Here is a 21,280-nt window from a genome sequence, read left to right as displayed (position 1 = left end):
CGATCCGGAGAAGACCGCGCTCAAGATTGCATCGATCGACAAGGTGACGGGCGGGCGCCTGATCGACGACGGCAAGGGCGGCTGGATCTTCCGTGCCGATGCGAACCTCAATGGTACGGGCGCGGCGAGCATCACCTACACGATCACCGATGCGACGGGGAAGACCGCGACGGCGACGGCGCTGATCAACATTGCCGCGGTCAACGATGCGCCGGTGCTGGCGGCGCAGAACTTCGTGCTGGCGCCGGGCACGGCGAAGGTGTTCAGCCAGGCCGAGGTGCTGCAGGGCGCCTACGACATCGAGGGCGATGCGTTCAAGGTCGTGGGGGTGACCAATGCTGTGGGCGGCAGCGTGCGGCTCCTCGCAGATGGCACGATCCGCTTCGTGCCCAAGGCGGGGCTGACGGGCGACGATGTGGCGGGCTTCACGATCAAGGTGCGCGATGCGCAGGGCGCGACGAGCACGGTGTTCCACAAGATCGACCTGATCGGCTCGCTCACCGGGCCCGATCCCAAGGCGGTGATCAATGAGGACGCACCGCGCAGCTTCACCGCGGCGGACCTGCTCGCGGGGTGGAAGTCGCCCACTGGCTCGCCGCTCAAGATCGTCGCGGTCACCGATGCCAAGGGCGGCACGGCGGTGCTGGGCGCGGACGGCTCGGTGCAGTTCAACCCCGCGGCGGACCTCAACGGCAAGGGCGCGGGCGGCTTTACGGTGACGGTCTCGGACGGCGCTGGGCTGACCGCCACGACCAAGGCGGTGGTCGACATCACCGCGGTGAACGACGCGCCGGTGCTGGCCGGGCAGTCGGTGGCGGCGAAGCAAGGCTCGACCGCGATCTACACGGCGGCGGACTTGCTCGCGGCCGCGAAGGATGTCGATGGCGATGCGCTCAAGATCGTCGGCGTGAAGGACGCGAGCGGGGGCACGGTGAGCATCGGCCCCGATGGCAGCGTGATGTTCACGCCAGGCAGCGGCAATCCGGGCAGCTTCACGCTGACGGTGGCCGATCCCTCGGGCGCGACGGCCAGCGCGAAAGTGGATGTCGCGGTGACCCCGGCGGCGGACGGGCGGGCAAACCTGCCGGCGGAGATCCTCAGCGCGGGCGAATACCTGCGCTCCGACCACGTGATCCGCCCGCTGTTCAATCCCGACACCAAGCTCGATGCGCTGACGACGTTCGGGTATTATGACGCCGGGACCGACGGCCGCGTCGCGTTGGCAGATGCATGGGGCTACGCGCTGGAGACGGATTCGCGGCTTGGGCCGAATATCCTTGCGGGTAAGCCTGACGGGGCTTGGTATGCGTTCCTTAACGAACTCAACCAGAACCCGGATGCCAAGATCCGCGTCTACCTCAATCGCGATATCGGGACGTGGCGCGACGGGAAGTTCGTACCGGCGGATGCGGCGGTCGAGGCAGCGGGACAGCAGCAGTTCGTTCCGGCTTTGGGTGCCGACGGCAAGCCGAATGGCAAGTGGACGTGGAACAACCTGATTTCGGATGACAGCTGGAAATTGATCACCGATTACTGGGCGGGCAAGATCAAGGCCATTGACACCGAGTTGCACAAGCTGGGCAGCAAGGTCGACTATGTGATCGACCAAGGCGAATGGGGGCCTGCACCGATCAATTTTGCCTACCTCAGCTGGATCAACAATCCGGCGATCCAAGCGCAGCTGACTACGAACTACATAGCCAACATCGATGCCAGCGCGGTCGATGTGCCCTGGGAGCATTGGGACCTATACCAGTACGCGACCGATCAGGCCGTCCGCATTCACGGAGCAGTGAAGGATTCGGTGCTGGCGGCGGTGCCGGGGCTTGATGAGTTCATCTACTACATCAACAGCGGCTCGCAGGACCGCGGGCGCTATGGTGGATATTATGGCTGGGGTTTCGACTACGCCAAGACGGCCGACACCTTCAGCACCATCCCGGTCGGGGAATCCTATTTCATCAGCAACAATTCCGGCTGGACAGGCGAATCGAACATCGTCCGCAAGCTGCTTAATGCCGTTGCCGAGCAGATCGACCTCGGCAAGAAAACCGCCTATAACTTTGTTGCTTCCGGCTGGTGGGATGAAGTCGCGACCAAGGAGCAATACGAAAGCTTCACCGGCTTCCTCAAGATCATGTACCTTACCGGTGCGACGGCAGCGAATTCGGGCTCCTACAACCTCGAGCAATCGCGGCGCGGCAGCGGTGACGTTGACACTGCGAATACGCCCGACGGGCTCAACCAGATCACCACGCTGAGCCAGGTCCACGCTGCGTTCAGCTGGCTGGACGACTTTATCCTCGATGGCCACCTCGTGGCCGGGCCCTACAAGCAATACTGGCAGAATGACCTGCCGGCGGGCGCCAAGATCTATCCCGACTATGACTTGCGGGTTTTCGACAAGGGCGTGGAAGTCGACCGGGTGAACCAACCGGTCCACGCGTTGGCGCGCACCAATGGCGCGGGCGACAAGCTGCTGGTGAGCGTGTGGGCGGCCGATGCCAAGGACCGCACGGTGACGGTCGATCTCTCCACCGCCGGCATCAAGGGGATCGGGCAAGTGGACCTGCTCGCGCGGCAGGCGGGGTCGATCTACGTGGTCGAAGTCAAGGACGGCAAGGCGGTCGCGACCCTGCTCGATACCGATGCGGATCATCCGAGCATCGGCGTCTCGGCTTATGTGACCGGACACGATATCTACCACGAAGGCAGTGCCGGGGCGGACACGCTGTTTGGCAGTGACTCGGGCGATACGCTGGTGGGCCTTGGCGGCAACGACACGCTGGCGGGCGGCAAGGGCAACGATACGCTGCTCGGCGGTGCAGGGGACGACATCCTGATCGGGGGCAAGGGCAGCGACAGCCTAGAAGGCGGCAAGGGCACGGACCTTGCTGTGCTTTCGGGCCAATTTGTGGACTACAAGGTCGAGAAGATCGAGGCGACCGCCTATCGCCTGACCGACAGCAAGACCGGCGATGTCGAGACACTGCGCGATATCGAGTTCATCAAGTTTGCCGACAAGACAGTGGATGTGCTGCGGCAACTGGGTGGCGGGTTCGATGCCGCCACGCACCGCTTCACGCTCAATGCGGATGACTTTGCGGTCTTTACCGAGGCTTCGCGCGAGGTGGTCGATGGCTACCACGGGTTCCAGTGGGACCATGTGGCGATCAACAACAATACCTATTCGGGTCCGATCGGCTACAGCCCGACGAGCGGGACGCAAAGCTTCATCAACCTTGAAGGGGTTGGCGGGGAATCGACCATCGCCCGAGAAAGCGCCGCGGGCACGCCTGCCAGCCTCTCGCGCGAGACGCCCTTCACGCCGATCTCCGCTAACTTCGCATCGGGCTGGCGCGACTACCAGACGCTCACGATCAAGGCTTACGACGATACCGCGGGGACGCACCTGATCGGCACACAGACAGTCAAGCTGGGCATCCTCGGCCGGAACATCCACGTCGATTTCGATCCGACGCTGCACGATGCGCGGCTGCTGACCTTCTCGGTCGACGATGGCGACCCCAAGACCGCGGACAACTTCGGCTTCGACGACCTCGTGATTGCAGAAAGCGCCAATCTGCCGATCGCGGTGCCGGCGGGGCCTGGTGCGGCTTTCGATCTCTGGATCTGATCGTCGCAGGAGGGCGCGGGCGCTTGCGTCACGTCCTCCTGTCGTCCCCGGCGCATGCCCGGCGCCGGGGACGACACCAAATCAGCGACCTGCCTTGGCGCGGACTGCCAGGACCGCGAGGCCGATCGCAAAGCACGAAAAGCCGACCACCGCGAAAAACGGACCAATCCCGGCTGCGACGATCATCGCGCCCATACCCGACCCTGCAACAGCGCCGATCCGGCCGATCGAGAGCGACACGCCAATGCCCTGCGCCCGGATCGAGGCGGGGAATGCGCTGACGGCCAGCGAAAAGAGCATGACCTGCAGTCCGGACATGAACACGCCTGTTGCGGCAAATCCCGCGACGACCAGCGCAGTCGGATGCAGGCCGCCGGAAAGCAGTTGCCCTGCCCACAAGGCGCATGCCGTGCCCGCTGCTGCCATGACAAGGATCGGCACACGCGGGCCGAGGCGGTCCATCAGCAGCGAGCCGATCAGTGCGCCGACGATACCGCCCAGATTGAACGCGCCGAGGCCCAGTGACGAGACGGCAAGGTCATAGCCGACCGCCGTCAGCATGGTCGGGCCCCAGTTGAACACGAGATAATTGCCCAAGAGGCCGAACAGGAACGCCGCCGAAAGCGCGAGCGTATCGATCAGCAGCGGCGGCCGGAACAGCGACATGCCGCCCCCGACGACAGCGAGAGCGGTTGGCAGTTCGAGGTGATAGCGCGGCGGCAGATCGAAGCCCGCGGCACGCAGCATGCGGTCAAGCTCGCGGCGGCGGCGAGGCCGGTGCACCAGAAATCGTGGCGATTCCGGAAGCAGCGCCATCATCGCGGCGGTCACGACCAATGTGAGAATACCAGCGCTGCCGAACAGCATGCGCCAGCCATAGGTGGGCAGCAACCATGCGGAGAGTGCACCGCCGACAAGGCCGCCAAGCACGACGGACATCATGGTGAGTGAAACTGCCAGATTGCGCCTGCTCGCCGGGGAAAACTCGGAAACCAGCGCCGTCGCATTGGGCAAGGCCGCGCCCAGCGCCAGGGTGGAGATGAAGCGGCAGAACGCGAGCATCGGCAGGTTGTCGGCCAGCACGGAGGCTGCCGTGGTCAGCCCGAACACGCCCACAGCGCTGATAAGTGCGGGCCGCCGCCCGGCGCGGTCCCCCAGCCAGCCGCCAAGGCCGCTGCCGAGCGACATGATGAGGAGACCGCCCACCACCACCGGCACAAAGCTCTCGCGCGGGAGATGCCATTCGGCCATCAGCGCGGGCATCGCAAAGCCGAGGATCTGGTTGTCCATCCCGTCCAGCAGGACGGCGGCGGTGCAGATTGCCAGCACACGTTTCTGGTAGCCGTTCCAGTGCCCCCGATCGATCAGCCGGTCGACCGCGATACGAGGGAGGTCTGGTCCACCTTCGGGCGTACTGGGCACTCCGTTCATGTCAGATCTCCGCGACGATCTGCTGGATGATGTCCGCCACCGCGCGGGAAGCGGAAAACTCGAGATGCTTTGCCGGAAGCGCCAGCACGATCTCGCGCAGCAGCGCCGGCTTGATCCGCGCCGAGACCAGCAGGCCACGCTCGATCAGGCGTGCGACGGCATAGTGCGGCAGGAAAGTGCTGCCGACGCCGCTCATGGCGACTTCGATGAGAGGCTGGAAGGAGTCCGCCTCGACCCGCACTGCAAGCGGAACATCGGCTTCGGCGAAGGCCTTTTCGATGAGGATGCGCAGCGCATGGGGCGCGCTTGGCAGCACCAGCGGCTGGCCCTCGAGCTGCTCGAGGGTGACGTCCGCGAGGCCATCGAGCCAGCCGCCGGGGGCGCTGACGACGTGGAGCTCGTCCTGCCGCAGCGCGGTGGTGCGCAAGTGGACGTTCTGCTGGGGGCCGTAGACGACGGCGAGGTCGATCTCACCCTTGTAGAGCCATTCGGTGAGGTAGCTGCCGTAGGCTTCGACGAGGCGCAGCTCGACGCCCGGCAATTGCTCGACCACGCGCTGGACAAGGCGTGCGGCAAGCGTGCCCCCGACCGTGGGCACCATGCCGATGATGACGCGGCCGCTTGGCTGGCCCGAACAGGCGAGCACGTCGGCGCGGGCCTGTTCAAGCCGGTGGACCAGACCGGCGGTACGATCGAGCAGGATGCGCCCGGCTTCGGTGAGCACCATGCCGCGGCCATGGCGGATGAACAGCGGGGTGCGCAGTTCGTGTTCGAGCAGGCGGATCTGTCGGCTGAGCGCTGGCTGGGCGATGCGCAGCTTGTCGGCGGCTCGGCTCAGGCTGCCGAGTTCGGCGACCGCGCGAAATGTCCGGAGCTGTCTGAGATCCATGCAGTCTTGCTATAGATGCCAGCGCAGGAGTCGATTCCTTTTAAGGCTCGGTCCGAACTCAGGACAGTTTTGCATCAATGAAGCCATCGACAAGATTGTTCAACCACAGTCGTTCTTCGAGCAGCCCGGAACGGGACAGGTCATGAAGCCAGGCTTTGTTCAAGGCTTCTGCATTGCGGCTGCCATCTAGAGCTTCCCGGGGGTCGATCACTTCGAACCGGATTGGCTCGCCGGATGGCAACTGGGCCACGCGGTCTACATTGCTGCCGATGACCGTTGCGATCTTGGGATAGCCGCTTGTTGTCTGGTGGTCTGCCAGAAGCACGGTGAGGCCGCCCTCGCCATCGGCCTGCAGGCAGCCGCGCAGCGCCGGTTCGCTGGGCATCGAGATCGAGGTGGGCTTGAGCGGCGGTCCGCCAAGCACGCGGCCCATGCGATCAAAGCGTGCGGAGGCGGTGAAGCTGCCTGTTGCAAGGTTCGCGATGGCGTCGGGCGGGAAGTGACGATCCTGCGGGCCGAGCACGACCGCGATGGAACCCTGCAGCGCAGGTGGCGGCGGCAGCGCGCGGGGTTCGAGCGGGCGGGTTGCGGTGAAATCGAAGGCGGCGCCGGCTGTGATCGCACTGCCGCCGAGGCCAGAGGAGGCATGGGTTGCGCTGCTGCCAAGCCAGCGCGGCGCGGCGTGGCTCCCGGCGAAGGCGAGGTAGGTCCAGTTTCCGGGCCCGGCGCGGATGCGCAGGCGCTGGCCTGCGCGCAGCGTGTCCTGCCGCCAAGCTCTGGCTTCATCGCCGTCGATATCGGCAAGGAACCCGCCGCCGCAAAGCGCGAAGCCGATTTCGCCTTCATGGCAGGCAATGGTGCAGCCGCCATGCGAGAGTTCGAAGGCCCAGCCATCCGGCATCCCCGTGACCGCCATCGCTGCGGCGAAAGCCAGCCGGTCGACCGGGCCGGAGGGTGGGACGCCGTAGCGCATGACGCCGGTGCGGCCGGAATCCTGGATCGTGGTCAGTGGCCCGGCGGCCTCGAAGATGATACGGGCCTGCATGGCTCAGTCGGCGCGCTCGAAGCGGATCACGTCGCCCGGATCGAAGAGGAATGGCCGCTTTCGCGCGGGATCGAGGATCACTGCATCGGTATGGCCGATGACCCACCACCCGGTCGGCATCGGCAGGGTGGTGATCAGGCACTGCGGCCCGGCAATGATCACGCTGCCGACGGGGTGGCCGCGCTCGGCCCGGGGCTTGCGCGGCAGTTGCAGCGGAGCCGGGACGCCGCCCATATACGCATAGCCGGGACCGAAGCCGTACATGAACACGCGGTATTCGCCGGAAAGGTGCTGGTGGATGACCTGGTCAGGCGTCAGGCCCGTCGCCTGTGCGACTGCTTGGAGATCGGGAGCCGAGGCGGGGTCATAGCTTACGGGGACGATATGTTCGCGCGGCGTGCGGGGGACGTTTGCGGCGGCCTCGAGGAGGGCGAGGGCGTGCGCCGCGATCTGTTCGCCGTCCGTCACCAGTGGATCGAAAACGATCATCAGCGCGACATAGGCCGGGACAGTCTCCACCATGCCTTCCGGCGGCTGCGCTGCGAGCGCCCGGTCGAGCGCGACGACGCGTTCATTGGTTTCGGTGCTGATATCGCCGCCAAAGTCGATCAGAATGGCCGTCTCGCCCATCGGCCGGACGGTGGGCGCCGGGGCCATCAGCCGAGGAAGGGCGCGATCGTTACCCCGCGTCCGGCAAGCGCGACGCGGATGGCGCGGGCCATGACGACGGCATGGGGATCATCGCCGTGCACGCAGATCGAATGGCCCGCGAGGCGGACCGGATCGCCGCCGACGGTGGGCATCAGACCCGTCTCCAGCCAGCTGAGCAGTCGTGCCGCCGCGGCGCCGTAGTCGTCGATCATCGCGCCGGGCTGGCTGCGGGGGACGAGGTTGCCGGCGGGGGTATAGCCGCGGTCGGCGTAGATCTCGCTGAACACGCGAACACCGGCATCGCGGGCGACGTGCTCGAGCACGGTGCCTGAAATGGCGAGGATGGCGAGCTTGCTGTCGATCGCGCGCGTAGCCCGTACGATGGCTTCAGCGACGGCGCGATCTTCGGTCGCGACATTGCCGAGTGCGCCATGGGGCTTGAGGTAGGACACGCGTGTGCCCGCGAGCGCGGCGATCGCGATGAGCGCCCCCACTTGCGCGGCGACGAAGCGCTCCACTTCGGCGGGCGGATAGGGCAGGCGGCGGCGGCCGAAGCCTTCCTTGTCGGGATAGCTGGGATGCGCGCCGACGGTGATCTTGCGCTCCTTGGCCCAGGTCAGCGTGCGGAACATCGTCTCGGGATCGCTGGCGTGGCCGCCGCAGGCGATGTTGGCGCTGGTGACGATATCGAGCATCGCCTTGTCATCGCCCATCACCCAAGGACCATAGCCTTCGCCAAGGTCCGAATTGAGATCGATGGTGCGGGCGGAGAGATCAGACATAAGCGCTTTTCCGGACTTCGAGGACCACGCCGGCGGCATGGGCCGTATCGAAATAGGTGAAGCCGCTGCCGTTGTCTCGCCTTCCGCGCATGAGGGGGAGCGTACCGGTGGCGGCGGCCTGCTGTTCGGCGGCGGCAAGATCAGGCACTTCGAAGCCCAGGTGGAACACGCCTTCGCCCTTTTCGTCCAGAAAGCGGCGCTGCGGGCAATCGCCCAAGGGCGGCTGGCAGAGCTGGATCTGTATGTTGTCGATGTCCGCATAGCGGTACTTCATGCCCATGAAGCCTTCGCGGCTGGGCACGTGGAGCTGGGTATACTGGTCGAGCGGCGGGTAATCGTGCCAAGGCCCTATGCCGACCGAGGCATAGTAGGCCTCGGCAGCGGCGATATCGTGCACCACGATGCAGACGTGGTGGAGGCGGCGGAACAAAGTTGGTTGAGATCTTTGGGGATCAGGCATCTTCGGCCACCGGCACTACATAGTTGAGGATCATCCGCCCGCCGTCCGGATAGACGGTCTGCCCGGTCATGTAGGAGGCATCGTCGCTGGCGAGGAAGGCGGCGACGGCGGCGACTTCGCTCGCTTCGCCGAGGCGCCCTGCAGGGGTGCGCGAGAGGATCATGCGGCGCTGCTCCTCGTTGGTGAGGAAGCCCATGCTGAGCATCGGCGTGGCGATCGTGCCCGGGCCAATGCCGCAGACGCGGATGCCATGCGGGGCAAGCGCGACGGCGGCAGTGCCCGTCACCTGGTTGAGCCCGCCCTTGGAGATGGCATAGGTCGCGACCGAGGGGTTCGCCATGCGCGAATTGATCGACGACATGTTGAGGATCACTCCGCCGCGCTTTGCTGCGATCATCACGCGGGCCGCGGCCTGAGTGCCGAAGAACGCGCCGCGCAAGTTGATGCCGAGGACGCGGTCGTAGTCTTCCGGCGTCACGGTCATAAAGTCCTTGGTGATCGCGATCCCGGCGTTGTTGAGCATGATGTCGAGGTGGCCGAAGCGTTCGACCGTCTGTGCGACGAGGCTGTCTATATCGGCGATCACGCTGACATCGGCGCGGATGGCGTGGACGTCGAAACCTTCTGCGCTGAGCTCCGCGACCGATGCTGCGAGGCCGTCCTCGTCGATATCGGAGAGCACGACCGCCGCGCCTTCCTCGGCAAAGCGGCGTGCGCAGGCGAGGCCGATGCCGCGTGCGGCGCCGGTGACGATGGCGGTCTTGCCCTTGAAACGCATGGGGTCTGATCCTGTCAGTAGATGGCGCTCTCGGGCATCGGACGGTTCGCGGCGATCCGGTCGAAGCCGAGCGGTGTCAGGTCGATAGTGCGATAGGCGGCATGTGCAATCCATTCCGCAACGCCGCGCGCGGTGCCGGGGGCATGCATCACGCCGTGGCCGGAAAAGCCGGTGGCGAAGACGAGGTTGGCGAGTTCGGGATGGGGGCCGATCACGCCGTTGTGATCGAACAGGCACATTTCGTAGTGCCCGGCCCAGGCGCGGACCAGCCGCAGCTGTTCCAGCGCGGGGACGCGGGCGGCGAGGAGCGGCCAGAGACGGTCTTCGAACAGCGCATGATCGGGCTCGAAATCGCCATTCGCGTCGGGATCGTTCGCCTCGTCGGGCTGGATGCCGCCGATGAAGCCATCGCCTTCGGGGCGCATCCACGCGCCGGACGTGTCGAACAGCATCGGCATGCCGGCGCCTTCGAGCGGGGCCTTGAAGTGGAATACGGTGCGTTTGCGCGGGCGGACGGGGAAGTCGATGCCGAGGAGGCGGGTGACGGCGCCCGATGCGGGGCCGGCCGCGTTTACCACCCAGTCTGCGGGGTAGACCGAGCCTCCTGCGCGGACGCCCGTCACGCGGGCGCCGTCGGTGGTGAAGCCATCCACCTCGGCCTGAAGGTAGCGGGCGCCACTGGCGATGGCGGCGCGGCGGGCGGCTTGGAGGAGGCCCCAGGCATCGAACCAGCCTTCGTTGGCGCGGCCATGGGTGGCGATGGCGATGTCGTCGGTAGCGAGCCACGGGAAAGCGGCGGCGGTGCCATCGCTGTCGTAGTCGGCGATATCCGCGCCGAGTCCGCGCTGCATGGCGAGCGCAGCGCGGCGGGCGGGGGCGGTCGCTTCGTCGCCGAGGATCAGGTAACCGCCTTCGACGAAACCGATTTCGGCATCCTCGCCCAACTCCGCCTTCACGCCTTTGAGGAACTGCGCACCATAAAGGCTCAATTCGACATTGACCGGACAGCCGAACTGGGTGCGGATCGAGGCGGCGGAAAGCGCGGTGGAGGAGAACTGGTAGGTCGGATCGCGCTCGATCACGGTGACATCGGTCAGGCCTTCCCGGCACAGCGCGCGCGCGGTGAGGCTGCCGATGATGCCGCCGCCGATGATGACGATGCGTGGGGAGGTCATGGGGTCGCTCTAGCGGATGGCGAAGGGGTTGGCGACGCGCGCCATGGGGTCGATCCACACCGTCTTGGTCTGGAGATAGGCGTCGATGGCTTCCTGCCCGTTCTCGCGCCCGATGCCGCTGCGCTTGTACCCGCCGAAGGGGGCCAGGTAGCTGACCGCGCGGTAGGTGTTGATCCAGAGCGTGCCCGCCTGCAGCGCTTCGGCGCCGCGGAACACGCGCGCGGTGTCGCCGGTCCAGAGTCCGGCGGCGAGCCCGTAGGATGTGTCGTTCGCGAGCGCGAAGGCTTCCGCTTCATCGTCGAAGGGGATCACGGCGAGGACCGGGCCGAACACTTCCTCGCGCGCGATGCGCATGGCGTTGCTGACGCCGGTCAGGATCGTGGGGCGGACGAACCAGCCTTGATCCGCCTCGCCGCCCATGGCTGCTGTGGCGCCATCCTGCCGGGCGTGGGCGATATGGTCGAGCACGCGGCGGTGCTGGGCGGCGGTGGTGATGGGGCCGATCTGGGTGGCCTCATCGGCAGGATCGCCGAGGCGCGCGGGGCCGGCGAGCTCGACCAGCTTGGCGACAAAGGCATCGTGAACCGTGCGTTCGACAAGGAGGCGCGAGCCTGCCACGCAAGTCTGGCCCGAGGCGGCAAAGATGCCCGCGACCACGCCGTTTGCCGCCGCATCAAGATCTGCATCGGCAAAGACGATCTGTGCCGACTTGCCGCCGAGTTCGAGTGTCACGCGCTTCAGGCCCTCGGCAGCGGCATGGTAGACCGCGATGCCGCCTGCCTCGCCGCCGGTGAAGGCGATCTTGGCGACATCGGGGTGCGATACCAGCCGGGTGCCGGCGCGGTCTGCAAAGCCCGTAACGGTGTTGACGACGCCTGCCGGGAAGCCTGCTTCGGCAAACAGCTTCACGAATTCCAGCGTCGAGGCGCTGGCGTGTTCGGAGGGCTTGATCACCGCAGTATTGCCTGCGGCGAGCAGCGGCGCGAGCTTCCACGCGAGGAGCTGCAGCGGCGAGTTCCATGGCAGGATCGCGGCTATCACACCGATGGGTTCGCGCCGGGTCCAGGCGACCATGCCCGGCTTGTCGATGGGCAGGACGCGGCCCTCGATCTTGTCGGCAAGGCCGCCGAAATAGCGGAACCATTCGGGCAAGTAGCGAAGCTGCGCGCGGGTTTCGACGATGAGCTTGCCGTTGTCGCGCGTCTCGATCGCGGCGAGGCGGTCGGCGTGCTCGGCGATCAGATCGGCGAGGCGGTAGAGCAGGCGGCCGCGTGCGGAAGGGGTGAGAGCGGGCCACTCGCCGCTTTGGAAGGCATGCTTGGCGGCGGTGACGGCCGCGTCGACCTGCTCCGCACCATCATCGGGGATCTGCGCCCAGGGCTTGGTCGTGTAGGGATCGATGCTCTCGAGCAGGGCAGGCGCTTCGACCTCTCGCCCGCCGACAGTGTTGCGGAAGATCGGCAGCGCGCTCATGCGGTGGCGAAGCCGAGTGTAGCGCGGAAGCGGTTCTTGATGTGGATCGCATCGCGCGGGGGGAGCGAGCGGGGGAGGTTCTCCGCCTTCACGCTGACGACGGCGAGGTGTGGGCCGGTCTGTGGGGCGTGGAGGAGATCGCGCAAGCGCGCGACATCGTCCATTGTCTCCGCATGATCGACACGCGGGAAGCCGCAGGCCGAGGCGACTTCATGAAGGCGCAGGCCGAAGCCGGTGTGGCTGGTCTGCATGCCCGTCTCGCCGAAGTGGCCGTTGTCGATCACCACGATGGAGAGGTTTTCGGGCCGCGCGATGGCAATCGTGGCGAGGCCGCCGAGGCCCATCAGCTGCTCGCCATCGCCGGTGATAACCAGCACGCGGCGGTCCGGCTGCACTTGCGCCAGACCCAAGCCGACAAGTGCGGCGCTGCCCATCGCGCCCCAGAGGTAGTAATTGCGGGGATCATCTCCCGCCGCATGAACGTCGTAGCTGGCAGAGCCGAGGCCGGTGACGACAAGAAGGTCGCCGCGATCCCTCAGCAGTTCGGCGACCACGGCGCGCCGGTCGAGCGGACTCACCACTTCTTCTCTCCCATCACGCGCTGGCCGATCAGGATGGCGATCTGCTGATCGGCATCGAAGGCTTCGACGAGGGCGGCGGGCACGATGGCGAGCAGTTCCTCGGCGGTCTCGGCGCGGAACACGCGCACGCCGATTGAACGCAGCGCGTCTTCGGTCGCCTGGCCCATCGGCACTTGCCACGGATTGAATTCGCCCCATTCGCCGCGCATCGTTACCAGCATGAGCAGCGGGAAGCGCGCGATCACCGGCAGCGAAAGCATGTTGATGCAATTGCCGACGCCGCTCGACTGCATGAGGATCACGCTGCGCGCACCGCCGAGCCAGGCACCGGCGGCCAATGCCACGCCTTCTTCCTCGGTGGTGAGAACGGTTGCCGTTACTTCGCTATCAGAGCGCAAGAGGTCGATCAGGCGGGCATGGCCGGCATCAGGGACGTAGCTGGTGTGCGTCACGCCGCCCGCGCGCAACTGGGCATAGAGGCGGTCGGGCCATGCCTTTGCGGTGGTCTTTTCGAGAAGCTCGGTATCGGTCATGCGGGAGAAAATACAGTCTCGGCCTGCCCGGTCTCGCAACATCTGGACCAGTCAGCTATGCCTGATTGCTATAGCTGACCCGCATGACTTCGTCTTTGTGGGGCCGAGCCGCGGCTGGTAGTGGCGGGCCCATGTCACAGCCCGACTATACCGATATCCGCGCTGCGGTCGCCGCGCTTTGCGCTGATTTTTCCGGCAGTTACTGGCGCGATCTCGATGCGCGGATGGCCTATCCGAGCGAATTCGTCGCCGCGCTGACCCACAGCGGTTTCCTCGCCGCGTTGATCCCGGAGGCCTATGGTGGATCGGGCCTGCCGCTTTCGGCGGCTTGCGCGATCCTTGAGGAAGTGCAGCGCGCAGGGTGCAACGGCTCGGCCTGCCATGCACAGATGTACACGATGGGCACGCTGCTGCGGCATGGCAGCGAGGCGCAGAAGGCGCGCTACCTGCCGGCCATCGCGCGCGGCGAACTTCGCTTGCAGGCCTTCGGCGTGACCGAGCCGACGAGCGGGACCGACACGCTCTCGCTGCGCACTTTCGCGCGGCGGGAGGGCGATACTTACCGCATCAGCGGGCAGAAAGTCTGGACCAGCCGGGCCGAGCATTCCGACCTGATGATCCTGCTGGCGCGCACCACGCCGCGCGAGGAGGTCGCGCGCAAGGGCGACGGGCTGTCGGTGTTCATCGTCGACATGGCGCATGCCCGCGCGAACGGCATGGAGATCCGCCCGATCCGCACGATGATGAACCATGCGACGACCGAAATCTGGTTCGACGACGTGCCTGTGCCCGCCGCAAACCTGATTGGTGAAGAGGGAAAAGGCTTCCGCTATATCCTCTCGGGCATGAACGCCGAACGCATCCTGATCGCTGCCGAATGCATCGGCGATGCCAAGTGGTTCATCGAGCGGGCGAGCGGCTATGCCAGGGAGCGGCAGGTGTTCGGGCGGGCCATCGGAGCCAATCAGGGCGTGCAGTTTCCCATCGCCAAGGCCTATGCCGCGATGCGCGCGGCCGAGCTGATGGTGCACAAGGCGGCCGAAGTCTACGAGACGGGCGGCAATGCGGGTGCCGAGGCGAACATGGCCAAGATGCTGGCGGCGGATGCCTCGTGGGAGGCAGGCAATGTCTGCGTGCAGACGCATGGCGGCTTCGGTTTTGCCGCCGAGTATGATGTGGAGCGCAAGCTGCGCGAGACGCGGCTCTATCAGGTGGCACCCATTTCGACGAACCTGATCCTTGCCTACCTCGCCGAGCACGAGCTTGGCCTGCCGCGCAGCTACTGATGCCGGGAGCGCTTGCAGGCCTGCTGGTGGTGGCGCTGGAGCAGGCGGTCGCGGCGCCGCTGTGCACGCGCCAGCTAGCCGATGGCGGGGCGCGGGTGATCAAGCTCGAGCGTGCGGGCGGCGAGACGGCGCGGCATTATGACGCGGCGGTGCATGGGACTTCGGCCTATTTCGCGTGGCTCAACCGGGGCAAGGAAAGCATTGTCGTCGATGCAAAGGATGCTGCCGACCGCGCGATGATCGAACGGATGGTGGCGAAAGCCGATGTGTTCATCCAGAACATGGCGCCCGGTGCTGCGGCGCGGCTGGGGCTCGATGCGGCTTCGCTGGTCGCGCGCTATCCGGGCATCGTGGCGGTCGACATCTGCGGGTATGGGCAGGAAACCGGCGCGAAGGACATGCGCGCCTATGACATGCTGGTTCAGGCCGAGGCGGGCATTTGCGCGGTGACGGGTACGCAGGATGCCATGGCCAAAGTCGGCGTTTCAATTGCAGACATCGCGACGGGCATGAACGCGCATGCCGCGATCCTTGAAGCGCTGATCGGCAAGGGCAGGACGGGGCGCGGGGCGGCGATCGAGATCGCAATGTTCGATGCGATGGCCGACTGGATGGCGGTGCCGCTGCTCCATCTGGAACAGGCCGGGCGCGCGACGGGGCGGCACGGGCTCGAACACGCGGGGATCTATCCTTATGCCGCCTATGCCTGCCGCGACGCGACGCTGATGATCTCGATCCAGTCGCCCGATGAATGGCGGCGGTTCTGCGCAGGGGTCCTAGGGGATGCCGCGCTGGCGGACGATCCGCGTTTTGCGACCAACCCGGACCGCGTGGCGCATCGCGAAGTGCTAGGGCAGATTGTCGGCAAGGTCTTCGCGGCGCGCACCATGGCCGAAGCCAGCGCGCTGCTCGATCGGCACCGCATCGCGTGGGGGCGCGTCTCGCAAGTGGCGGATGTCGCCGTCCATCCGGCATTGCGGCGGATTGCGGGCGAGGTGGGAGGCAAGGCGTTCGACGTGCCGCGACCGGCGGGGCGCCCGGCGGTGCTGCCTTCCGTCATTCCGCCGCTGGATGCCGATGGGCCTGCGCTGCGCCGCGAGTTTGCGGCGGAGTGAAGGGGGCCATGAGTAGCGGCGGTGGACAATTTGATCAAAATATGGTCGGATCGGCATTCCACCGGCGTTGGAGTGCGGCGTGAGCGAGTTTCCCTTTTCGGATACGGTGGCACAGGCGCAGACGCGCTTCCTGGCTGCCGCAGCGTCGGCCGGTGCGCTGGTCGAGGTCCATCCCCATCCGCTTGCCGGGCCTGACGGGGAGGCAATCGGGGCGGCTACCGCGTTTCTCGGTGATCCACAGGCGCCACGGCTGATCGCGGTGATCTCGGGCGTCCACGGGATCGAAGGCCATGCCGGTGCGGCGATCCAGACCGCATGGCTTGACCGGGCGGACCGTCCGCCGTTGCCGGAGGGGACAGCGCTGCTGTTTCTCCATCAGGTCAATCCCTGGGGCGCGGCGTGGGACCGGCGCGAGAACGAGGACAATGTCGATCTGTTCCGCAACCTCGTCTATCGCGGGCCCGATTTCCCGGCAAATTCGTTTTATGCCGAGCACGAGGCGATCATCAATCCGCGCCACGTGGCAGGGCCCGAGCGCGAGGCCGCCGACCGCGCCTTTGCTGACCTGATCGCGCGCGAGGGCTTCGATGCGGTCGCGAGCAGTATTCGCCGGGGCCAGCACGATTTTCCGCGCGGGATGGGCTTCAACGGGCGCGGCGAGACTTGGTCGAGCAGGCTGATCGATGGTTGCGGGGCGCGCTGGGCGAGCCGCGCCGCGCGGATCGATGTGCTCGATGTCCACACCGGGTTCGGCGCGCCGGGCGAAGCGCTGTTCATCCCCACCCAGCCATCCGGCAGCCGCTGCTATGCCCTTGCCGAGCATTGGTTTTCCGGGCAGCTGTTCCTGCAGGGCAGCGACGTGATGATCCCGCAGCATCCGCGCGCGCCGTTCGACAGCTGGGCGGATCTGCCGCATCATCCAGAGGTATGCTCGATCGGGCTGGAATACGGCACCGACGGCGTTGACCGGGATGTGGAGCAGATGCGCGCCTATTCGGTCCATGCCAACTATGGCTCGCTGGCGAGTTCCGAAGCCCATCCGCTGCGCCGGTGGTGCCGCGAGAAGTTCTATCCCGCAGCGCCTGCGTGGCGCAGTGCGGTGCTGGCGGCAGGGCTTGCGGCGATCGATCGGATGGTGACCGATCCGGGGCCGCGCTGATCAGCGTTCGCGCTGCAGCACGACCTTGCTTTTGACCTCGCCTGCAAGCGCCTCCCACGTCCAGGCGACGGGCTTCAGAGCGCGCTGGCTGATGAGAGCGCGCATCTGGTCGGTGGCGTGGGGGGAAGCGGGATCGAGGCTGGTGCCGGGGTTCTGCATCGTGAACGAGCGGATGCCCTGCGGACCGTAGAAATCGAGCCGCATCATCCGCGAGCCGACGACGGCGGTGCGGGTGCCATCGGCAGCGGGCGGGCCATAGCCGATCGCGAAAAGCGTGGTCGGGCACAGCAGCGGCTCGATCCGGCATTCGGGGCCGGGCTTGTCCTTGCCGCCGATATCCGCGCCCAGCCGACCGCCCGACATCGGCAGGCTCACCCCGTCGCTGACGATGCGGTAGACCGCGCCATAGGGCGTGGCGAGGCCTTGGGGCAGGACGGCTGCCTCCTTTGCTGCAGCGTCCAGCGCGCGGGCGGCGGTGGCAACGAGGTCCGTGCCGGGGGAGGCGCCCTTCATGACCACCTCGGCCAGATTGCGGGCGGTCGCGTCGTTCAGTCCGGGCCGGAGGGCGCGGCGCCAGAGCATGTATTTGAGCGCGGCGGTGGAATCCGCCCTGAGCGCACCGTCGAACTTGGCAAGATCGGCAGTGAAGGCGCCGTTGCCCGGCGCGGCAGAGGCTGCCGCCTTCACCAGCGCGGTCCAGCGGTCGCTGCGCGAAACCGTGACATCGAGCGCCATCTGCCGCGCAGTTTCCTCGTCGAACTTCGGCGTTCCGGCTACTGCGAGCAGGAACCGGTCCTCGCGGTCGGTGCGGCGGCCTTCGGGCGTCCAGCCTTCGGCAAGGAGATAGTTGGGCATTTTCGCCGCGGCCGTCGGTTCGCCATCGGGATACATGAAGCGCGGATCGACATTGTTGTTCGCGACGTAGCCGGCGGCCGGCGAGCGCAGCGTGAAGAGATCGCTTGTCGGGTGATAGCCGCGCCATGCCGTCCGCGAGGTGTTGCCGTCCTGCGGCTGCTGCCAGTCGAAACCCGGCGGGCGGCGCGGGGTCATGCCGGCGTGGATGTAGAAGCTGTCGCCGTGGGTATCGGCGGCGGTCACGTTCTGGATCGGCATTCCGGGCACGTCGAGCGCCTGCGCGAAATCCCCCGCGCGGCGGGCGCGATTCATGCGCCAGGCGGCGTTGTGGATGCCTTCGAGATGTTCGATGTAGGGGGTGGAGACAATCCAGACCTTTTTTGCGTCTTCGGCGATCACCGGGGAATAGACGCCGTTGTGGCGGGTATATGCGCCCGTGAAGTGCCGTTTTGGCCCACCTTTGACCGCGATATCGATGGGAAAGCGCGTGATCGGCCGCGCCTTGCCATCGAACAGGTAACGCCAGGCGCCGGTTGCTACGCGGCGGACGACGTAGCAGTCCGAGACGTCGGGCGAGCCGGTGGTGAAGGCCCAGCCAACCGATGCATTGCGCGCGATGAGCAGCATGGGCCCTTGGGCGAAGCCTGCCGATTCCAGCCCCGGGGCATGGAGCCGGTATTCATAGACGAAGCGGCCATCGATCGGTCCGTGCGGATCGGAGAGCAGGACTGCGCCGCCGGTGGTGGTCCGGCTCGGCATCAGCACCCAGCCATTGGACGCGCCGCGCGGGCCTGCCTTGGGGCGGAAGGGTTCCACGCCGCCGCGCACGCAATCGTCGCTGCCGATGCCGGCCCAGTAGGAGAGCCAGACGTCCGAATGGCCCATCGCAACGAGGTCGGCCACGGTGATGTCTGCTGGTACCCAGCTTGGTACGAGGGACGGATTGGCCTTCCGCCATGCTGCGATGCCGGCAATGAAGGCTGCATAGTCGCGCTGCACTTGCGGCTCCAGCCGACTGACGGTGCGCTGTGCGTGGGCGTGAAGCTGCCAAAGGCGCGCTTCGTAATCGAGCGCGACGAGATCGTCCTGCGTGCTCGCCAGCATCTGCGCATAGGCGGGGATGTCGGCGGGCGTGAGGTTCGCCGCGAGCGTGCCGCGTGCGCGCAGGACGCTGAAGGCGAGGCCGGCGATGCGGTCCTGCGCCATGGCGTAGCCGAGCGCGAAGTAGCCGTCCGTCTCGCTGGCGGCATAGATATGCGGCACGTCCCAGCCGTCGCGGTAGATTTCCGGTGCGCCCGGCTGCGGAGCGGGTTCAGCCTGCGCGGCGCCGGCGCTGAGGAGCAATGCCGAGACGAACAACAACAGGCGGCTAAACCCTGATGACATCTGATCCTCCTTCCAACGCCACAACGGTGCGGCCATAGGCCCCGAGCCCGCGCAACAGCAGCAGCGCGCTCGCGAGGTAACTAAGCGTTCCCACCAGCGCGAGCGCCGAGCCGATGGCCTTGTCGCCGGAAAACACGAGGTCGCTGGTGAGCGCGACAGCGGTCGGGCCGACGCCGATGCCGAGGAGATTGACCGCGAGCAGGAACAGCGCCGAGACTTGCGCGCGCAGCGGCGGCGGGGTGATCGCCTGCAGCGCGGTTGGCGCTAGCGGGACGGTGAGCGACGAAACGAGTACGAACAGCCCGGCCATGACCAGCGCGGCCGTGGCGCTCGGGGCGAAGGCGATCAGCGCAGGCAGCGGTACGGAGATGACGACCAGCATGGCGTTGAGCCGCAGCGCCGCATCGCCTTTGCCGCGCGCGCGCCAACGGTCTGCCAAAGCGCCACTGGCAATGCCGCCGCCGATACCGGCCACCAGCGTGACCGCGCCAAGCATCGCGCCCGCTTCGCCCGCGCTCCAGCCATAGCCGCGGATGAATAGCGTCGGCAGCCAAGCCTGCACGCCGTAGACGATCATGCTGGCGAAAGGAATGCCAAGGAACATCGGCGCGTAGGCCGCGCGTTCACGCCAGATATGCGCGGCGGCTGCGCCGAGGCCGCTTGTCTGCGCCGCGTGGTGTCGGGGTGGATCGGCAATCGCGCGCAGCGGCAGGAGCAGCAGCAGCGTAAGCGCACCGACCGCGACGAAAGCGAGCTGCCATGGATGAAGGCCGAAGGGAGCGGCCCCCGGCGGCATCCCGCTCACCAGCGTGACCACCGCGCCGCCGCCAAGCAGCGAGAGCCCGCTGCCGAGGAACGTCGCCGTGGTGAACACCCCCATCGCCCTCCCGCGCTTTTCCGGCGCGAACAGGTCTGCAATCAGCGAATAGGCAGTGGGCGTGAGCGCCGCTTCACCGATACCCACCCCCATGCGCGCGAAGAACAGCATGGCAAAGCTGGTGCTGAGGCCGCACAGGATCGTCATGCTGCCCCAGACGGCGACCCCGGCGAGGATCAAACGTTTGCGCGAACCGCGGTCAGCAATCACCGCGAGCGGGAGCGCCATGACCGCGTAGAAGAGCGCGAAAGCGGCGCCGGCAAGCAGGCTGAACGCGGTATCGCCGATCTGGAGATCGGCCCGCACCGGCCCGACCAGCAGGACAAGGATCTGCCGGTCGAGATAGGAGAACACATAGGCCAGCGTCAGCACGCCGACCGTGGTCCAGGCCGCGCGGGTGGAGACTTCAGCCATCGCTGCCCGATGCCTGCAGGGCTGCGATCGTCGCCGAAATGCTGCGCGCGGCGCCGGAGAGGTCTTCGTCGATGGCCTGAGCGGCGATATCGGCGCGGCCTTCGCGGATGGCGTCGAGCGCGAGCGCGTGGTGATCATGCCCGCCGGGGATCAGGTCGGGCGTCACCCGGGCGAGCACCGGCCCGAGGCGGACCCACAGGTTGGAGATCAGATCGAGCAGCACCGGGTTCTGCGCCGCGCGGTAGATCGCGAAGTGGAAGCGCTGGTTATGTGCGGCAATGCGTGTCCCTTCCGCGCCTTCTGCCAGCGCACGGCTATAGCCTTCGTGCGCTGCGGCGATGGCGGCGAGGTCGTCGGGCCGCGCGCGGCGCGCGGCGAGCGCGGCGGCATGGGGCTCCAGCCGAAGCCGGACATCGAGGAGGTCGGCATATTCGGCGGCGTCGAGCGGGCGGGTGGAGAAGCCGCTGCGGGGCCGCGCGAAGAGTACGCCGTCTGCCTCCAGCCGCTTCAGCGCATCGCGCACTGGCGCGGCACTGACTCCCAGCGTTTCCGCGAGCGAACGTACCGAAAGGCCGACACCCGCTGCCACCCGGCCGCCGATCAGTGCATCGCGGATGCTGCGATAGACCTGCTGCTCGAGCGGATCGGCCCCGGACGGGTCGATCCGCGCCAGTTCGGGTGCCGCGCGGCGGCTGCGCGCGCGGCGCTGGGTGCTGCCTTCCGTCGGTGCCGCGATGTTCATGGCTGCGTCTC

At 66.9% G+C, this 21,280-nt stretch carries 18 protein-coding genes; 4 read left to right on the top strand and 14 right to left on the bottom strand.

Translation table 11 applies throughout. From position 1 onward, the window contains the following. On the top strand, positions 1–3,637 hold a 3,637-nt coding region (locus tag IP83_RS15365), incomplete at its 5' end, for a cadherin-like domain-containing protein (RefSeq protein ID WP_156309760.1). A gap of 81 nt (positions 3,638–3,718) precedes the next feature. Here the strand turns inward: IP83_RS15365 and IP83_RS15360 are convergent. The 11 genes from IP83_RS15360 to IP83_RS15310 are packed head-to-tail and all read right to left on the bottom strand — an operon-like array spanning position 3,719 to position 13,435. Next, positions 3,719–5,068 (bottom strand): MFS transporter, encoded by a 1,350-nt coding sequence (locus IP83_RS15360; protein ID WP_054123109.1) that lies wholly within the window; start codon positions 5,066–5,068, stop codon positions 3,719–3,721. 1 nt (position 5,069) lies between these two features. After that, positions 5,070–5,957: a LysR family transcriptional regulator gene (locus IP83_RS15355; RefSeq protein ID WP_054123108.1), complete on the bottom strand. Its 888-nt coding sequence runs from the start codon at positions 5,955–5,957 to the stop codon at positions 5,070–5,072. A 58-nt stretch (positions 5,958–6,015) separates the two neighbouring features. Further along, the gene (locus IP83_RS15350; protein ID WP_054123107.1) at positions 6,016–7,002 is read right to left on the bottom strand and encodes a biotin-dependent carboxyltransferase family protein; all 987 of its coding nucleotides are present in this window, start codon (positions 7,000–7,002) and stop codon (positions 6,016–6,018) included. Between the two features lie 3 nt (positions 7,003–7,005). After that, positions 7,006–7,659 (bottom strand): allophanate hydrolase subunit 1, encoded by a 654-nt coding sequence (locus IP83_RS15345; RefSeq protein ID WP_197274398.1) that lies wholly within the window; start codon positions 7,657–7,659, stop codon positions 7,006–7,008. Beyond that, complete coding sequence (locus tag IP83_RS15340; protein ID WP_054123106.1) at positions 7,659–8,435, bottom strand: LamB/YcsF family protein; 777 nt, start codon at positions 8,433–8,435, stop codon at positions 7,659–7,661. The genes IP83_RS15345 and IP83_RS15340 overlap by 1 nt, the downstream gene beginning before the upstream one ends. Beyond that, on the bottom strand, positions 8,428–8,865 hold the full coding sequence (locus tag IP83_RS15335) for a VOC family protein (protein ID WP_197274397.1): 438 nt from the start codon (positions 8,863–8,865) through the stop codon (positions 8,428–8,430). Before IP83_RS15335 ends, IP83_RS15340 begins: the two co-directional genes overlap by 8 nt. A 22-nt stretch (positions 8,866–8,887) precedes the next feature. Beyond that, complete coding sequence (locus IP83_RS15330) at positions 8,888–9,673, bottom strand: SDR family NAD(P)-dependent oxidoreductase (protein ID WP_054123104.1); 786 nt, start codon at positions 9,671–9,673, stop codon at positions 8,888–8,890. A gap of 14 nt (positions 9,674–9,687) precedes the next feature. Next, complete coding sequence (locus IP83_RS15325; protein WP_054123103.1) at positions 9,688–10,848, bottom strand: FAD-binding oxidoreductase; 1,161 nt, start codon at positions 10,846–10,848, stop codon at positions 9,688–9,690. A gap of 9 nt (positions 10,849–10,857) precedes the next feature. Then, positions 10,858–12,321, bottom strand: coding sequence for an aldehyde dehydrogenase (locus IP83_RS15320; RefSeq protein WP_054123102.1), 1,464 nt, complete (start codon positions 12,319–12,321; stop codon positions 10,858–10,860). Continuing rightward, the gene (locus IP83_RS15315) at positions 12,318–12,902 is read right to left on the bottom strand and encodes a thiamine pyrophosphate-dependent enzyme (RefSeq protein ID WP_054123101.1); all 585 of its coding nucleotides are present in this window, start codon (positions 12,900–12,902) and stop codon (positions 12,318–12,320) included. Before IP83_RS15315 ends, IP83_RS15320 begins: the two co-directional genes overlap by 4 nt. After that, the gene (locus IP83_RS15310) at positions 12,896–13,435 is read right to left on the bottom strand and encodes a thiamine pyrophosphate-binding protein (protein ID WP_054123100.1); all 540 of its coding nucleotides are present in this window, start codon (positions 13,433–13,435) and stop codon (positions 12,896–12,898) included. Before IP83_RS15310 ends, IP83_RS15315 begins: the two co-directional genes overlap by 7 nt. A 131-nt stretch (positions 13,436–13,566) precedes the next feature. On the opposite strand from IP83_RS15310, the gene IP83_RS15305 reads away from it, so the two are divergent. From IP83_RS15305 to IP83_RS15295, 3 genes are all read left to right on the top strand, one after another. Then, positions 13,567–14,721, top strand: coding sequence for an acyl-CoA dehydrogenase family protein (locus tag IP83_RS15305; RefSeq protein ID WP_054123099.1), 1,155 nt, complete (start codon positions 13,567–13,569; stop codon positions 14,719–14,721). Further along, complete coding sequence (locus IP83_RS15300) at positions 14,721–15,836, top strand: CaiB/BaiF CoA-transferase family protein (RefSeq protein ID WP_054123098.1); 1,116 nt, start codon at positions 14,721–14,723, stop codon at positions 15,834–15,836. Before IP83_RS15305 ends, IP83_RS15300 begins: the two co-directional genes overlap by 1 nt. Positions 15,837–15,915: 79 nt before the next feature. After that, complete coding sequence (locus IP83_RS15295) at positions 15,916–16,995, top strand: DUF2817 domain-containing protein (RefSeq protein ID WP_054123097.1); 1,080 nt, start codon at positions 15,916–15,918, stop codon at positions 16,993–16,995. Here IP83_RS15295 and IP83_RS15290 read toward each other — a convergent pair whose 3' ends face one another. From IP83_RS15290 to IP83_RS15280, 3 genes are read right to left on the bottom strand one after another with little or no spacing between them, the layout of a single operon-like run. After that, the gene (locus IP83_RS15290) at positions 16,996–19,236 is read right to left on the bottom strand and encodes a penicillin acylase family protein (protein WP_197274396.1); all 2,241 of its coding nucleotides are present in this window, start codon (positions 19,234–19,236) and stop codon (positions 16,996–16,998) included. It abuts the gene before it with no gap. Then, a complete protein-coding gene (locus tag IP83_RS15285) occupies positions 19,220–20,527 on the bottom strand; it encodes an MFS transporter (RefSeq protein WP_054123095.1) in 1,308 nt (435 codons plus the stop codon). The genes IP83_RS15290 and IP83_RS15285 overlap by 17 nt, the downstream gene beginning before the upstream one ends. Beyond that, complete coding sequence (locus IP83_RS15280; protein WP_054123094.1) at positions 20,520–21,269, bottom strand: GntR family transcriptional regulator; 750 nt, start codon at positions 21,267–21,269, stop codon at positions 20,520–20,522. The genes IP83_RS15285 and IP83_RS15280 overlap by 8 nt, the downstream gene beginning before the upstream one ends. Positions 21,270–21,280 lie beyond the last annotated feature (11 nt).

Origin of the sequence: Novosphingobium sp. AAP93 (assembly GCF_001296055.1) — a bacterium.
Taxonomy (GTDB): domain Bacteria; phylum Pseudomonadota; class Alphaproteobacteria; order Sphingomonadales; family Sphingomonadaceae; genus Novosphingobium.
This window is presented reverse-complemented; position numbering and strand designations above follow the sequence as displayed.

Coding starts and splice junctions, on each gene's coding strand:
- IP83_RS15280 (WP_054123094.1), bottom strand. CDS start 21,269: ATGAACATCGCGGCACCGACGGAAGGCAGCACCCAGCGCCGCGCGCGC.
- IP83_RS15325 (WP_054123103.1), bottom strand. CDS start 10,848: ATGACCTCCCCACGCATCGTCATCATCGGCGGCGGCATCATCGGCAGC.
- IP83_RS15290 (WP_197274396.1), bottom strand. CDS start 19,236: ATGTCATCAGGGTTTAGCCGCCTGTTGTTGTTCGTCTCGGCATTGCTC.
- IP83_RS15285 (WP_054123095.1), bottom strand. CDS start 20,527: ATGGCTGAAGTCTCCACCCGCGCGGCCTGGACCACGGTCGGCGTGCTG.
- IP83_RS15310 (WP_054123100.1), bottom strand. CDS start 13,435: ATGACCGATACCGAGCTTCTCGAAAAGACCACCGCAAAGGCATGGCCC.
- IP83_RS15330 (WP_054123104.1), bottom strand. CDS start 9,673: ATGCGTTTCAAGGGCAAGACCGCCATCGTCACCGGCGCCGCACGCGGC.
- IP83_RS15305 (WP_054123099.1), top strand. CDS start 13,567: ATGTCACAGCCCGACTATACCGATATCCGCGCTGCGGTCGCCGCGCTT.
- IP83_RS15300 (WP_054123098.1), top strand. CDS start 14,721: ATGCCGGGAGCGCTTGCAGGCCTGCTGGTGGTGGCGCTGGAGCAGGCG.
- IP83_RS15360 (WP_054123109.1), bottom strand. CDS start 5,068: ATGAACGGAGTGCCCAGTACGCCCGAAGGTGGACCAGACCTCCCTCGT.
- IP83_RS15350 (WP_054123107.1), bottom strand. CDS start 7,002: ATGCAGGCCCGTATCATCTTCGAGGCCGCCGGGCCACTGACCACGATC.
- IP83_RS15340 (WP_054123106.1), bottom strand. CDS start 8,435: ATGTCTGATCTCTCCGCCCGCACCATCGATCTCAATTCGGACCTTGGC.
- IP83_RS15355 (WP_054123108.1), bottom strand. CDS start 5,957: ATGGATCTCAGACAGCTCCGGACATTTCGCGCGGTCGCCGAACTCGGC.
- IP83_RS15320 (WP_054123102.1), bottom strand. CDS start 12,321: ATGAGCGCGCTGCCGATCTTCCGCAACACTGTCGGCGGGCGAGAGGTC.
- IP83_RS15345 (WP_197274398.1), bottom strand. CDS start 7,659: ATGGCCCCGGCGCCCACCGTCCGGCCGATGGGCGAGACGGCCATTCTG.